The organism is Streptosporangium sp. NBC_01469 (assembly GCF_036227305.1).
Taxonomy (GTDB): Bacteria; Actinomycetota; Actinomycetes; order Streptosporangiales; family Streptosporangiaceae; genus Streptosporangium.
Map to the genome: position 1 here is coordinate 10,070,110 of NZ_CP109465.1, position 14,930 is coordinate 10,085,039.

Sequence of the window (14,930 nt, forward strand, 5' to 3'; positions counted from 1 at the left end):
CTGCAACTAATGGGCCGGCCTCGGCGTTCATCTCTCCCAGGACCGTGCCGTTTCCTGTTGTGCACCGTCACCGACAGCGAACGGAGCATTTCCATGCGGTCAGCCGACAACCTTCCCCCAGACGCTCCCGATCACCCCGGCATACGGCACACCACCGGCGAACTGCCCGGCGACATCCGGTTGATGGTCAGGGCCCTCCATCCCGGCTCGGCCTCCCGCCGGGCCCGCGCCATCCTCCGTGAGGTGCTCCAGGAGACCGGCCTGGACGAGGACGCCATCTCCGACGCCGAACTCGTCGTCGCCGAACTCGCCGCCAATGCCGAGAAGCACGCCCGCCCGCCGTACGAGCTGCGCATCATCAGCGTGGACACCGTCCCTACCTGGTGTGAAGTCGTCGACGGCGATCCCGACCTGCGCGAGGTCGGCATCATCTTCAACCTGCTTCACTCGGTGGACGAGATCGGCCTGCCTTTACTCGCCGAGAACGGCCGCGGCCTGCTCCTGGCCCACCGGCTCTCGCACGGCCACTGCCACGTCTACGCCACCACGACCTTCACCACCGGCGCCCCCACCAAGGCCGTCACCTTCGCCCTGCCCACCCGCCCCGACAACCAGCACCCATTCCCCACCGCTCCGCCCTACCTGACTTAATTCTCCTCCTGAAGCTGGAAAGCCAAGCCCTTCGATCGCCCATCACTCAGAGCCACTTCAACACCCATGTCCGTGACTTCCAGAAGCCCACACTCCTGGCAGCTCACAAGAGCAGCGCACCGCATGCAAACTGACTCTTCGGCATTATGGTCACATAAAATATCCACCTTGCCACTAAGGTCGGACTTGTATTGCTTCCCTAAAAGCATCCCATAGATCATCCACATCCTCTAACACTGGCTGGGCCGCTGCCTCAAATTTTTTGATAACCTCACCTTGTTGAGCCAAATTCCAGCGCACGGCTTGAGACACTAATGGCTGCAGGTGCTCGGGGGCGAAAGGGATTAAGCACTTAACCATTGGTCGCCATAAGGCAATAGCCTCACTAGGACCCACTGGGTCCGCTAACTCGATACGAAATAAATTTTTTGGAAGCTCGTCTAGATGCGACGTCACGCAGCTTGATGCCGCTGCGATCAAAAGCCACGTGGCACCTTGGCATCCCAGATAGTCAAGCTGCTTGCGTTTGCCGCCTTGCAACCGAGAAGAATTTTGAAGCTCTAATCGGCGTTCCTCTATGGCTTTCCCAACCCCCCAGCAAAGCAGAAAGTGACGCGCCGTTATATCCTCGTTGAAATATCTTCGATAAAGGGAGTTTGAGTCCCATATAGAGGAGGGGTTTCTGTGAGCAGTCACGGGATCGCCGTGGAATGAAGCCAGGGCCCGTGCTGCATAAGTGGCTCGAATGGCTGCGTTATCTACTCGACGGACCGCGTCCTGATTACCCCCTAAGCGAGGACGCACGTAATTCGAGATACCTAGACTCGAAAATTCTTTTACGAGTCGCTGCTGAGTTCGATCATTGCTGCGGAATCCCTCAACCGACACGCTATTCTGTCGATTGTTGAGCTTTATTATTTTTTCAATGACCGACTGATCGCGGCATTTAATAAATCGAATACCTACTTGCGCCTTCTCTAAATTAGCGCCCCCGCTTCCGGAAAGAGCGCCCGTAGTTTGAGCGCCATTGACGATGGAGATTCCTTTGATAATCAGGACATCTTCATTATCTATCTCGAAATCGTCGACCAAAGCAGTAACGCCATTGTTGTAGACGAAAAAATTCTCAGGCTCCTGTTGTAGGGTTACCCGAATACCGTTGTTTATATTGCTTGCACGATTTATTCGCCCTAGGTAGTCTCGCACATTGGCCGAAAAGAGCGCTTCTTTGTATGACCAATATTGCCCCGCGAGCCAGCTTAGCGGCACACTGGTTTGAATTGCTTCCCATCCAGGGCCGGAGATTTTTTGTCCTCCGTTCCATGGAATTTGTATTACTTCTTTTACGGCAATCGGAGACTCATAGCTCCGATACCATGAAGCGAGTTGGGGTAGAGATACTTCTAAGCTCTCAACGCTAATCTCTGGCGCAACATCCGAATAAAGCGAGTTCAGGGCGTTACTTGCAGCATCCTTAGCCCCAGTTAACGCCTCGTGAATCTGCGGCTGATCTTCGAGGTTATGAACAAACCAGATCTTAAGGTGCCGAATTTCTCCGTTTTCGATAGCCGACCTAGCTGACGAAATCGCTGAATCAAGCCGAACAGGAAGCCCTTTTAGTTCCTTTGTCAACAGCCAATCAACTGCCTGATGCAGGTCTCGAACTTTTGACTCAGCGACTGTTTTCTTCTTGAGAGCTTCGTATGATTGAGCTAAAACGACTATCCCGGCGTCTCGATCCACATGAAGAAAATCGCATGAGCGATCTCCCGAAGTATCGGTAAGAGCATCCGCAGCGATAGTGTGAATATCCTCGATCCCTAATAGGATCTGCGCAGCAAACAGCAGCCGCTTAGAATGCCTGTAACGATCTAGATCGATTCTAGAGTCCAATGCCCTCTGTAGTGCTAATTCAGGATCGACATCGTTCACTTCCAGACCTCTCCGGGTAAAAGCCGCCTTCAAAGAGGGCGGGAATCAGATTACATATAAGCTAATTTACTTCTGCAAATACTGGACATCGCACGTAAGGCGGGACACTCTTCTCAGGAGTATTACTTTTTCAATTCGGAACGTTTACGATGACGAAGGCCATTTCCGGGAGGCGGGTCGAGAGGAGTCTGGTACGGCTTGCGCCCGTCGATGGCACCCTGCATGGCGTCGTAAATTTCCAGGATCGTGTCCTTAGTGCGCTGAAATAGGTAGGGAGATTTGTTCCGGAAGGCGCGGAAGGTATCCATGATGTAGTCCACGTCTTTGCGAACGATGCCATACAGGTGGAAGTAAGCCGCGTCCAGCTCGGCCCGCAGCCAGAATCGGCGCTCGTCGTCCCATCTGTACGGAGCGCCTTCCTCGCCGTGATCGAGGGCAAAAGCTTCCATGTCGTAGGAGGTGTATGAAAGCTCCATCACTCGTACATTTACCCATGAGCTCAGCCGCTCGCTCGGATCCCACAGACAATCCTGCTCATATGACTCAGGCGGCAGCACTGCAAGCTGATTAAAATAGTTGTAGGTAAGATGCGTGCCAGAAATCTTCTGCCTGGCGACGTAATCCAGAACAAATGAACATAGATTAGCGTACAAGCCAGGTACCTGTTGTGAAGAGGTGAGCATCAGAGGGGAGGTATGGCCAGTGGCAGCCCGGGGAAAGATGCTACTGATGACAGTGCGAGTGTCTGAACTACGACAGATGTCGCGCCAGCCAAGCAGCCAACCTTTCTCCCACTTACGGAAACGACGATCACCTTCGACCATATTTGGCGGGCAAAGCTTCTCTTCGACCTCATCCTCAGCTACCCAGTAACGGGCCTGCACTGTATAAGATGGGTCATCTTTTTGCACCGAAGTCGGTCGAGGTAATGTGCCTACATTAGCTTGCGCTTGAGTCTGCCCCCCGTAAGTACCGAAACGATCGTCGAAATGATGGAGCATCTTCGCCTCGTACAGCGGCAGCAACCGCTCACCATCACGCGTGAGAACATTGCCTTCAAACTTCCAGCCAGAATCAAGCATGCTATCCATGCTCTCGTTATCAGCTGCACTAGGTCGGAAGATATCTGAGTCACTCGCCATGTTAAATACACCTTGCATGAACGAGATATCCCAAGGATTACCCCCCTCTCCGCCAAAGTGATCTCGCCATAGCACTGGAACGCGACGATAGATACTGAGAGTTATTTCTGCATTTTGTTTGTAATCGAACACTGGACAGGTGTTGGTGTTCGGGTTGAGCAACCTGATGTCTTCTGGAGTGAGAACAAATTCCCGTTCAGCAATATCCGGAACCTGGCGAACCCTGAAAGCTAGCTCGATTTTCCCTTGGGGAGACCGAGGGCCGGTGCCAGTCCATAAACAGAATCGAAACGAGTGATGGACGTCCGCGAAAACCTTATCCTCGTTCTCGAAGTCATAAAGCGAGGAAAGCGTTTTAGTCGCGATCATGTCCTTGAAGAAGAATTGCGTACCGGCATCGGTTGCGATACCGGTGGGGAGAACCATTCCTACCCGGCCACGCGGAGCAGTCATTATCCGCCCGGTTTCCGCAAAAACTGCGTATGTGTTCAAACGCCCCATACCCGTCAGCGGGTAGCGTCCCGATGACTTTAGGAAGCTCGTCCAGACAGAGGGCACACGCAGTTCGAGCAGGAAATCGGCATGAAGATTTCGGTCAGCCTCTTCCATACTGGTCGCCAGCGCCGCGATGGCCTTCTTCCTCGCTGCCGCGTTTTTTGCTTTGGCGATCTTCTCGTTCCGGGTTGCGAAGAACTCCTGCTCCTTGAACTCGACCTTCTCCCAAGGAGGATTGCCGAGAACACAGGTGAAGCCACCTTCCCAACCAGTGGCTGGGTTCAGGTCGGAACTGGAACCGCCGACACGGAAGACCTCGGGAAACTCCAGGTGCCAGTGGAAGAAGCCATACTGCTCGGTCAACTTCTGAAGTTCGTTTGCCCGATCCTGTGCCAACGAGGCACCAGCTTCCAAGCTGCGGATGGTAGCGGTGGTGATGGCTTCGGGGGCATCGTCGTGCTTGCGCCAGGCGAACGCGGCACACCATGCGTGAGCGATCTGGCGAGCCTGCATGAGAACGTCGGAACTCTCCAGCTCGCGGAAGCGTCGTTCCTGTTCACGGACGTCGGCGACGCCGGATACTCGGAGAGCAGCCAGAGTGCGAACCTGCTCAGCAAGCTCCTCGTTGCCTTGCGCTTCGCTCCTGTCGAACAGCCCATCCTGCCGAGACTGGGATGCGCTGCCGGACTCCCGCAAACCCCGTTGAACCTCTCGCGCGTTCCGCTTCTTGAGCGAGCCCGCCGTAAACCGGTCATCGCCTGGAATCGGCTTGAACGCATCATCAGGGATACCGGCGGCGATGAGCCTCGGTGTGGCGCCGATCAGGGCGTTGCCGACCTTGATATGGGCGTCCAGGAAAGCCAGCGGTCTGCCCGGTTCCAACGACTCGATCCACAGGGACACCTTGGCCAGTTCGGTGGCGAGGGGGTTGATGTCCACGCCGTAGACGCAGCTGCTGACCACCTTGCGCATGGCCTTGTTCACTTCGGACGGCACCGGCTCGGCCTCGCCGGTGACCAGGGTCGCGTACCGCTTGGCGACCCGGCGGGCGGCGGCGACGAGGAAATGTCCCGAGCCGCAGGCCGGGTCGCAGATGGTGATCTTCAACAGGTCGTCGGCGACCCCGGATGCGGCGTACTCGTCGATGACCGGGTCGAGGGCGGTGTCGAGCAGCGACTCGATCAGCGACGACGGCGTGTAGTACGACCCGGTGGTTTTGCGGTCGTTGCCCGCGACGGTCTTGAGCGTGAATGACGGCACCGCCAGCTCGGGGTGCGGGACCAGCTCCAGCAGTGATTCATAGACGCTGCCCAGTTCGTCGGCTCCCAGGTGCTGGAAGTCGACATCGCGGGGTCGTCCGTCCTTGCCCCGTACCGTGGACATGTGCCGGACGGCGGTGAGCAACGCCTGGTTGGGCAGGTCGCAAACGAGGAACTGGTCGGGCACGGGCCTGTCCGTCAGTTCGGCCAGGGCGTCGTCCGTACGGAAGAAGAGACCGCCGAGGCCGGGCAGGCCGAGCGCGGGTAGGCCGTCGTCGTCACCAAGCGCCCTGATGACCCGGGCGGTGGTCTTCCACAGGTCGGTGTGACGGTCCCCGGCTCGCCGGGCGGCGAGGTTGCGCAGCCGCCGGGTGGAGAAGTAGGCGTCGTAGCGGTCCTTCGCGGCCTGGGACGCCCCCGGGGCGAGCAGCGCGTTCCGGTCCTCGGCGACGAAGAGGAAGATGAGCTGGTAGGCCAACCGGAGCAGCTCGTGGTGGAAGTCCTTCTTCTTGAGCGCGCCGGAGTCGAGCTGGTCACGGAGCTTGGAGTTGGCGACGAGGAAGCCGGTGCCGAGCGTTTCGAGGGCGTGCTGCACACCGTCGCGGAGCTGTTCGCGGGCTCTCAGCTTGGTCGCGTCGGCGAAGGCGCGCCATTTCTCCAGCCAGCAGTCGGCGCAGGTGGGGACGGAGTCGTCGCCGGAGATCAGTTCGAAGCGGGAGGCGTGCAGCAGGGTGTAGAGAAGCACGAAGTCCGAGTAGAGCTCGCCGTCGAAGATGGCTTCCAGGTCGAACTCGACGTACGCCGCGCCGACCAGGCTGGTGGAGTCGCGCAGGATTCGGAGCTGCCGTCCGTTGGAGAGCACGCCCCACAGGTGGTCGTCGGAGAGGTTGAGAAATTCCTGGAGCATCGACTGCGGGGCCCGCTTGGTCTCCGCACGACCGGGGACGCCTCGATCCAGTTCGGTGTTCCAGCCGAGCAGGTGCATCGGCACGCTGTGCCACAGGTGGGAGACAGGAAACTCCTTCTCCCCCGCTTTCAAGCCACCCCGGACGTACGGCACGTGCCCGAAGCCCAGCTCGCCGAGGAGCACCTGCAGCCAGCGTTCCCTGGTGGGGGTGGTGGCGGCGTCGCCGTCTGGCAATTTGTCCACCCGGTCGCGGAACGCTCGGTAGGCGCCGAGCAGGTACTCCCACCTGCGGCTGGCCGCGTCGCCCAGCCGTTCCGAGGCTGCCAGGTGGTAGTCCTCGGGGCGGATGCCAGGAAGCTCGCGGTCGGCGGCGCCGATCCGGGAGAGCACGTCCTGCGGGATCAGACCGCCCTCGACCTTGACGGCCAGGTAGGCGAACTTCTTCATCGGGCACCGCCGGTCGGGAGGTAGACGTAGACACCGAGCACGTCGGTCTCGGGGTTGGCGGTCACCTTGAGTCCTCTCACTCTCTCGCCGATCGCGCCGCGGACCCGCTGGTGAGATTCGGCGAGCCTGTCGGCGAGGGCCTCTCCGCGGGTGCGCAGGTCGTCGTCGAGGACGGGGATCTCGTCGGCGACGCGCTGTGCGGTGCGGTCGATGAGCTGCCGCAGGACGTTCTCCGGCCGGGAGGTCAGCACCTCCGACACCTCGGCGTCGCTCAGCCACTCGCGCCCGTCCTCGGCTGCCCGGTAGCCGAGCACCTGGGCGTCTTCGGCGATGAGGGTGCGCGTCCCGGCCCGGCCGGGCAGCGTCACGTGGAAGCGGTAGCGGACCAGGAGCACCGTGGTGCGGGTGCGGACCACGTCGGTGCGGACGACGCCGAAGCGGCCGGCCGGTCCTTCCGCGTCGAGTGCGGAGTCCAGGACCGTCCGGGCCAGGTCGCGGATCATGGGGTCGGTCCGTACCAGGGCGTGGCTGCCGGGTGGTGCTGGAATGTCCGGGTGGAAATTCAGCTCCGGGGCCTTGCCGTTGAAGCTGAGGCCAAGGGCGTGCCGTACCGAGACCGGCAGTTGCCGGGTGTCGGCGGCGAAGCCCTCGACCCGGTTGTCGATGATCGCGCCGAAACCGGAGAGCGCGTCGCGGGCGAACCGCGCGACGTCGTCGGAGCTGCCAAGAGCGGCGCGAATCTCGGCGACCTCGCGTTCGACCTCGTCGAGCTTGACGCCGGAGTGCGCGTACTTGGTGAGCGCCTTGGACTCGCGGTCGGCGGCGCTCTCCCAGGCCCGGTGGATCTGGTCGCGGGTCTTGGTGACGCCGTAGTCCAGGTCGAGCTGGTCCTGGTCGTTGTCGCCGCGGATCAGCAGGCCCTCGATCAGAGCCTTGATCACGTCGTCTCCGCCGCTGGGGACGGGGACGGCGACACCGGTCTGCTTGGCGATGGCGCGGTGCTTGCGGATCAGCACGTTGAGCACCACGCCGTCGATGCCGTTGTCCAGGCCGTACATGGTGACGGCCCGGACGATCTGCTTGCGCTGGCCGAACCGGTCGACCCGGCCCTCCCGCTGCTCGTGCCGGGTGGGGTTCCAGGCCAGGTCGTAGTGGATGACCGCCTGGAAGTGCTCCTGCAGGTTGACGCCCTCGGACAGGCAGTCGGTGGCGACCAGCACGTGCCGGCCGGGTTCGGCGCCGAGCGCGTCGATGGCCTCGATGCGGGCCTCCGGGGGGAGGCGCCCGGTGACGTGGCGGACGTGCGCCTTCTTGCCGAGGGCCTTGGCCAGGTGCTCGGCGACGTACTCGGCGGTGGGGATGAACCGGCAGAAGACGATCGGGTCGTAGCCGTCGGCGAGCAGCGACTTGACCTCGTCGATGAGCGCCGCGAGCTTGGCGTCCTCCGACGGACCCTCGATCGCGGCGAAGGCCGACGCCAGCTTCTTGAGCCGCCTGGCCTCCGCCGACGTCTCGTCGTCCTCGGCAAGACCACCGGCCGCCGCGTCGATGCCCTCCAGGGCCTCCTCGTCGGTGAGGTCGAGCACGCTGGAGCGCCCCAGCTCGTCGGCCTCCCGGTCGGTCTCGGCGCGGATGGTGGCCGATCGGGTGACGAGCGTGGCGGCGGCGGCCCTCGGGGAGGAGGCGACGGAGCGCAGCATCGCGAGGGCCGACCACCAGGACACCCGCTGCCGCAGCCCGCTGCCCGGCTTGCGGACCGTCTCGCGGGCGTAGTCGAGGACCTTGCGGGCGAGCCTGCCGTACTCGCCGGTCAGCGCGTAGGAGACGTCGCGAATGTGCCGGTCCTGCGGGAAGGGCGTCTCCTGGTGGTAGGGGGAGTCCTCGCGGAGGAACTTGCGGATGTCGCGGCGGCGGCGCTGTACGAAGTGCCCGGCCAACTGCTCGCGGCCTTTCACGCTCTCCAGGTCGACGTTGCGCAGCTCGGGGTCGAGCAGGGCGATGAGGTCACGGAAGGCGTCCTCTTTACCACTGTGCGGAGTGGCGGTGACCAGGATGAGGTGCCGTTTGGGGGTGGCTCTGGCGATCTGCTCCAGCAGCCGGTAGCGGAGCTGGCCCTGCTTTCCGGTCGATCCGGCCGACACGCAGGTGTGGGCCTCGTCGACGATGACCAGGTCCGGACAGGTGCGGACGAACTGCTGGTAGCGGCGGTCGGTCTTGATGAATTCGGTGGAGACCACGGTGTACCGGTGCTTGTCGAAGATGGTCTCGTCATGGCGGAGTTCGCGCTCCAGCCGGTTGGCTGTGGAGCGCAGCACCAGGGTCGCCTCGATGGCGAACTTGTCGCGCAGCTCGTCGCGCCACTGCTCGGCCAGCGCCGGGGAGCAGAGCACCGTCAGGCCGGTGGCTTCACCGCGCTCCAGCAGCTCCTTGGCGATCAGCCCGGACTCGATGGTCTTGCCGATGCCGACGTCGTCGCCGATCAACAGCCGTACGGTCTCCATCCGCAGTGCGAGCAGCAGCGGGACGAGCTGGTACTGGCGCGGGCTGACCGCGATGGAGGCCAGCGAGCGGAACGGCCCGGCGCCGGAGGTGAAGCCGATGCGCAGCGCGGTCCGCAGCAGTCCGGCGGCGACGCTGTCGGCGACCTCCTCAGGCCTGGGCGGCGGGAAGGTCGCGTCGGTGACCTCGTCGGCGAACAGGCAGGCCTCGAAGTCGGTGTCGCCGTTGAGCGGCCGAGCGAGCAGGAAATCGTCGCCGCTGCCGGGCTGGACGACCCATTCGCGGCCCCGGGCGGCCACCAGGGCGCCGACGTCGTAGCTCATCGGGTGCCCCGTCCGGTGCCGAAGACGCTCGGGTACCTGCGCACGATCTCGCCCCACTCCTCGTCGTGTCGGAATCTGATGACCAGCCAGCCCAGATCCATGAGCCGGTCCTCGGCTCGAATGTCGCGCTCGGTGACATACGCGTCGTCGTGATGGGGTCCATCGACGAAGACGGCGACGTTGCCCGCCTTGGTCCGGTAGACGAAGTCCGGCTTCGCCCTGGCGTCGGACAGGAGCTCCTGGGCTCCGTCGGGGAGGCGGTAGTCGCCCTCCCGCAGAAAGTCAACGAAACGGCGCTCCAGCTCGCTGCCCGCGGCGTCGCTGAGGCTGTCCACGTGTTCCTCGACGGAGACATGGCCGCCGCTCGGCTCAGTGGCGGTGTCGGCCAGTGCCCGCAGGATGTCCACCACCGCGAGCCTGTCGATCTCCGCGTGCCAGCGCTGGTTGCCGTAGGAGAGCAGACAGTCGTAACAGCCGCGCTCGCATCGCTCGGTGGCGTTCGGCGCGTGGTCGAGGTCCTGTCCGGTGTCCGGATCGATGTGGATGATCTCCAACGCCCGGTGGGCCACCTGCCGCAACGCGTCGGAGTCGTCGTGCAGCCTGCGTAGCACCCCGGCACCGCCCTCTGCGCTCTCAACGAAGAGCATCCGCCCACGGTCCTGCGGGTCGGGCAGTTCCTCGCTGGTCAGCTCGGCGTCCTCCAGCTGGAATTCGGCCTCGATGCCGCGCTCCAGCGCGTAGCGCAGGGTGGTGGCCACGGTGCCGGACACCCGGTCGGTAAGCCGGATCACGCAGATGTTCTTACGGTCCTCGACGAACGGAACGACCTTCAACACGCGCTGCGCGTCCTGGGTCAACGCCAGCCCCTCGTCCTCGGGGGTGCGCTCGGCAGCTTTGGTCTCGCTGAGCCACCGGCCGCGGACTGGGTCCAGCCAGAAACCGACGTCGTTGGAGTTCCGTCGTCCCCTGGCTCCCCTGTTGATGACGCGGACGGTGGCGGTGTCGCCGTACACCACCTCGGCCAGCGATCTCCTCGCGCCGCCCGCCTCCCGTACGTCGGCCCGCAGCCGACCAGAGCGGGTGCCGTGTGTGCTGAACCGGTAACTGGTGACCAGCTCGAACCCGGCGCGGCGCCGCTCCTCCTCGTCGGAGGAGATCCGCTCGCGGAGGACGGTGTGCACGGTCTGCAGATGCATCAAGCCGTTGAGCGAGCCACCCAACTCGGTGTCGCACTCCTGGCAGCGTTCCACTCCTACCTCGCGGGCGTGCCAGTAGCCGCACTCCGCGCAGATCCGGGCCTCGGCGGTGGCCACGTCGCCGGACTCCCCGGCCGGGACCTGGACGCTGGCCACCTGGTAGCGCTGACCCTCGTGGTAGATCAGCGCGCCGGGGCCGAACTCTCCGATCGCGATGAAACGGGGGCGCTGCACGTAGCTGCCGCGCTGCTTGCGGCCGGGGATGTAGGCGGCGAGCGGAAGCCGGGGGAAGGAGTAGCCGGGCAGGAACCCCTCGGAGGCGAAGTAGCGGTAGGTGTAGAAGTCGCTGAACTGCTGCTCGGTGTCCTCGTTCTTGAGCAGCCGGATCTGATTCTCCGCCTGGAGGCGGCGCCCCTGCGCCTGTTTTCTGGCCTGAGGGGTGGAGGCATGGTCCAGGACGCGGCGGTTCTGCTCGGCCTGCTCGGACATCGCCGCACGGTACAGGTCACGCCACCGGTCGCAGGCGGCGTCGAACCGCTCGGCCGCGCCCCGCACCTTCCGCTCCACCCAGTCCTCGTCCCACCAGGTGGTCTGCTCCAGCTTCTCGGTCTTGGCGATAGTGTCGAGCATCCGCCGGGCACGCGGTACGGCACGGCGGAGCGCATACTCGTCCGCCATCTGAAGTCGGACTTCCTCGCGCACCGGCAGCTTGTCAAGGCGGGATATGTCGAGCACCTCGGCCATCTGGCTGTGCAGGTGCGCGCCCGTCTCAGCCAGCCAGATGGCGTGCACGTGGGAGAGGACGAGATCCTCGTTGGTCAGGTCGAGCCGGGGCGGCTGGACACTCCCGGCGACCATCAGGTGGCTGCGCCGGAAGTAGTACTGGTCGTGCGCGCTGCCGGTGGAGCAGTAGGTGGTGATGAGGGCCGGCTGGCCGCTCCGGCCCGCGCGGCCGGAGCGCTGTGCATAGTTGGCCGGGGTTGGCGGCACGTTGCGCATCGCCACCGTGTTCAGGGTGGCGATGTCGACGCCGAGTTCCATCGTCGGCGAGCAGTAGAGCAGCGGAAGCTTCCCGCCACGGAAGAGTTCCTCGCGCTCCTGGCGGATCTCGGAGCGCACCTGAGCTGTGTGCTCGGCGGCGTGGATGTCGGCGAACTCAGTGGCGACCTCCGCGTACAGGTTCTTGAAGAACGCGCTGACCCGGGTGCCGACCTCGGCGTCCACGGTCTTCCTGAGCGGGTCGGGGGCGCCGGTCCTGCCGTCTCCGGCCCGCCAGATCAGCTCGGACGACTTCAGCCGATAGCCCTTCGCCCCGTCGCGTCCCTCCTGGACCTCGGTGAGCAGGGCGTACTCCTTGAGGGTCTCCAGCAGACTGGCGATGATCGCCTGTGCGTCGTCGACGGTCAGCCGGTCCGGGTGGTTGGGGAACATCCCCGCTCGGCGGAGGTAATTGCCGAGGGCGGACCGGCCGGTGAAGTTAACCCGGTCGCGGCTCTCGCCGGGACGTCCGGGGCGGGCGAAGACGGTACGGGCGCTGTCGCGGGTGCCGCCGTCGGGCAGCGCCCAGATCCCGGTGAGGTGCTGGCCGCTCTGCTTCTGGATCCGCTCGTACCCCTCCGGGGTGAGATCTTCCACGTCGATGGCGAGCGCCCGCCGCATCTCGTCCAGCACGATGCGTGCCAGGTCCGCGCGGTGCGCGGGGTCGTCGGTACGCAACGCCGGATGTGCCTTCTCCCAGTACTCGGTGTCGGCGGCGATCTCGTCGAGGGCCACGTAGTCGAAGCGAAGCAACCCGGTCTGCTCCAGGTTCGGCATGGTGATCCGCCAGCCGCGCTCCAGATCGAGATAGATCAGGTAGGAGAGGACGCTTCGGAACGCCTTGAGCACGGCCTCCTTCTGACCGAACTTCGCCTCGGGATTGTCCGCGAAGGCGGCCAGTGGCAAGTTCATCGCCCTGGCCACCCGCTGAGCCACCTCGTCGTGGCGCAGCCCCTCCTCGGCCGCGGACCTCGCCGCCCGGTAGAGCGCGCCGCGAAGCTGGGTCACCTGGACGAAGTCGTTCAGGTGACCGGCCTGCAAGCTGGCGTCCTGTCGGTTGTCGACGAAGGTAAGCAGCTTGCGGGCATCCTCGTCGAGTTGTCCCTTCCCGTGCTGCTCGTGGAGGCTGCGCACCACGCTGGCACTGATGATCGACACCGCCGAGCTGCGACCCTCGGTCGCGAAGGTGGCCAGCTTGGCGAAGTCGCGGCCCCGGTTCTGCTCGTACGCCACCCGGCAACGCAGGCAGAAGCGGAACGGCGAGGGCACGTACCACGCCTGGATTCCCGCACCGGTGGGAACTTCGGAGCCGCCGGGGCCGAGCCACACCTCGCGGGGGAGCTTGTCGCCCAGCGCCGGGCGCACCTGGGACCGGCCGTCGGCGTCCGGCTCCAGCCAGGAGTCCGGCAGCCTGCCCTCTCCGATCGGGTCTGCCGGCCAGGGGTGCTCGGTACTGAGGTAGAGATAACCGTTGACCGTGTCACCACCGGGAACGTTCGCCTCCTGGCGGGCGCTGTAGCGGCCGCCCTTCTCCCTGGCGACGACGAGGTAGTCCTGGCCGCACTCCCGGCAGAAGGCCAGTGGCAGCAAGATCTTCTCTCGCTGCCCGGGGACGCTGACCTGGTACTGGCTGGTGATGTAGCGGACGTCCTCGGGCTCCAGGCTGACGTAGGTGGTGTCACCCTTGGAGAGGAACTGGTGCAGCCGGAACGCGAACAGCGGCCGGGTGGTCTCCGGGTGCGGGGCCTTTGCTCCCTCCTGGAGGAGGCGCTCGATCGCCTCCGTACAGTCCTGTTGGGCCCGTCCGGTGGCCACCGACAGTTTCTCGGCGACCTCGGCGACCTTGGCCGGGTGACGGCGGACCAGCCGGTCGCTCCCCGCCTCGGTCTCCAGGCCGAACTCCGACTCGATCCAGGTAGCCAGCGGGTCGTCGACCAGTGCCTCGTACGACCGGTCGCCGCCCGCCGCCGCCATGGCGTCGACCAACTCGGCGCGGGTTGGAGCGGCGTCGGCGGTGGCGCGGACGAGCGTCTCGCCGATCACTCGGTCGGCGGTGACCTCGGTGCCGAACAGGCGGGTGGCGACGCCGGCCACTACCTGCCGGGTCTTCGCGAAGGAGGTGCCGGTCGCCATAGTGGCCGAGGTGCCCACACACTGCAGGTTCGGTGCGTCACACGCGTCACGCAGCCGCCGTACCAACAACGCCACATCGGCGCCCTGGCGGCCCCGGTAGGTGTGCAGCTCGTCCAGCACGAGGAAGCGCAGGCCCTGGGCCGCGCCGATCAGGTCGCGGCGCTCGTCCGGCCGGGTAAGCAAGTACTCCAGCATCACGTAGTTGGTAAGCAGGATGTCGGGCTTGCGGGCCAGGATTCGGCTGCGCTTCTCCGGGGCTTCCTGCCCGGTGTAACGCTCGAAGCTGACCGGACGCGCATTGCTGGGAAGCCCCCATTCCAGGAAGCGTTCCAGCTCGTGGAGCTGGCTGTTGGCCAGCGCGTTCATCGGATAGACGACGATCGCCTTGACCCGTCCCGGTTCGGGATCGCGCAGGATGGAATCGACGATCGGGACCATGTAGGAAAGGCTCTTACCGGAGCCCGTCCCGGTGGTCAGAACGTAGCTGCCGCCGTCGCGGGCGATCTCGACCGCCTCGCGCTGGTGACGGTGGAGGGAGAGAGGCCGGCTTCCTGGATCGTTCCCATCTGTCTTGATCCTGAAGAGCTGCTCGCACATCGGGTGCAGCAGACCCTCGGTGACCAATTCGGAGATCGTGCCGCCACCGGCGAAGCTGGGGTTCAGTGAGACCCACGGGTGCGGCCATCGCACCCGCGCCTCCTGTTCGTCTTTCAGGTGCTGGGCGATCCGTTCGTCGCGCACGTGCACGAGCGAGGTAGTAAAACGGTCATAGTCGGATATAAGTCGCTCATGAACCCGAAAGACATCCATTTATGGACAGATACCCCTTTTAGGACAGCGCCCGAAATGACCGATTGACTGACCGGAACCCGAGCACTTCCACGGCTTTTCCGGATGAGCATCCGATT

Annotated in this window: 5 protein-coding genes; 1 reads left to right on the plus strand and 4 read right to left on the minus strand. The window is 64.0% G+C overall.

Translation table 11 applies throughout. The features are described from left to right. Positions 1-93 precede the first annotated feature (93 nt). Positions 94-651 carry an ATP-binding protein gene (locus OG587_RS43970; protein ID WP_329084795.1) on the plus strand — a complete coding sequence of 186 codons (558 nt, stop codon included), beginning with the start codon at positions 94-96 and terminating at the stop codon, positions 649-651. Positions 652-825: 174 nt separating this feature from the next. Here the strand turns inward: OG587_RS43970 and OG587_RS43975 are convergent, their stop codons facing one another. The 4 genes from OG587_RS43975 to OG587_RS43990 form a co-directional block, all read right to left on the minus strand. Continuing rightward, positions 826-2,583 carry an AIPR family protein gene (locus OG587_RS43975; protein ID WP_329084796.1) on the minus strand — a complete coding sequence of 586 codons (1,758 nt, stop codon included), beginning with the start codon at positions 2,581-2,583 and terminating at the stop codon, positions 826-828. Positions 2,584-2,705: 122 nt separating this feature from the next. Beyond that, positions 2,706-6,833, minus strand: a complete 4,128-nt coding sequence (locus tag OG587_RS43980) for an Eco57I restriction-modification methylase domain-containing protein (RefSeq protein ID WP_329084797.1) — start codon at positions 6,831-6,833, stop codon at positions 2,706-2,708. Further along, complete coding sequence (locus OG587_RS43985) at positions 6,830-9,655, minus strand: helicase-related protein (protein WP_329084798.1); 2,826 nt, start codon at positions 9,653-9,655, stop codon at positions 6,830-6,832. The genes OG587_RS43980 and OG587_RS43985 overlap by 4 nt, the downstream gene beginning before the upstream one ends. Beyond that, on the minus strand, positions 9,652-14,769 hold the full coding sequence (locus OG587_RS43990) for a DEAD/DEAH box helicase (protein ID WP_329084799.1): 5,118 nt from the start codon (positions 14,767-14,769) through the stop codon (positions 9,652-9,654). The genes OG587_RS43985 and OG587_RS43990 overlap by 4 nt, the downstream gene beginning before the upstream one ends. Between the last annotated feature and the right edge of the window lie 161 nt (positions 14,770-14,930).

Bases quoted from the DNA above. Each gene is read 5' to 3' on its own strand.
- OG587_RS43980 (WP_329084797.1), bottom strand. From the start codon at position 6,833: ATGAAGAAGTTCGCCTACCTGGCCGTCAAGGTCGAGGGCGGTCTGATC.
- OG587_RS43970 (WP_329084795.1), top strand. From the start codon at position 94: ATGCGGTCAGCCGACAACCTTCCCCCAGACGCTCCCGATCACCCCGGC.
- OG587_RS43985 (WP_329084798.1), bottom strand. From the start codon at position 9,655: ATGAGCTACGACGTCGGCGCCCTGGTGGCCGCCCGGGGCCGCGAATGG.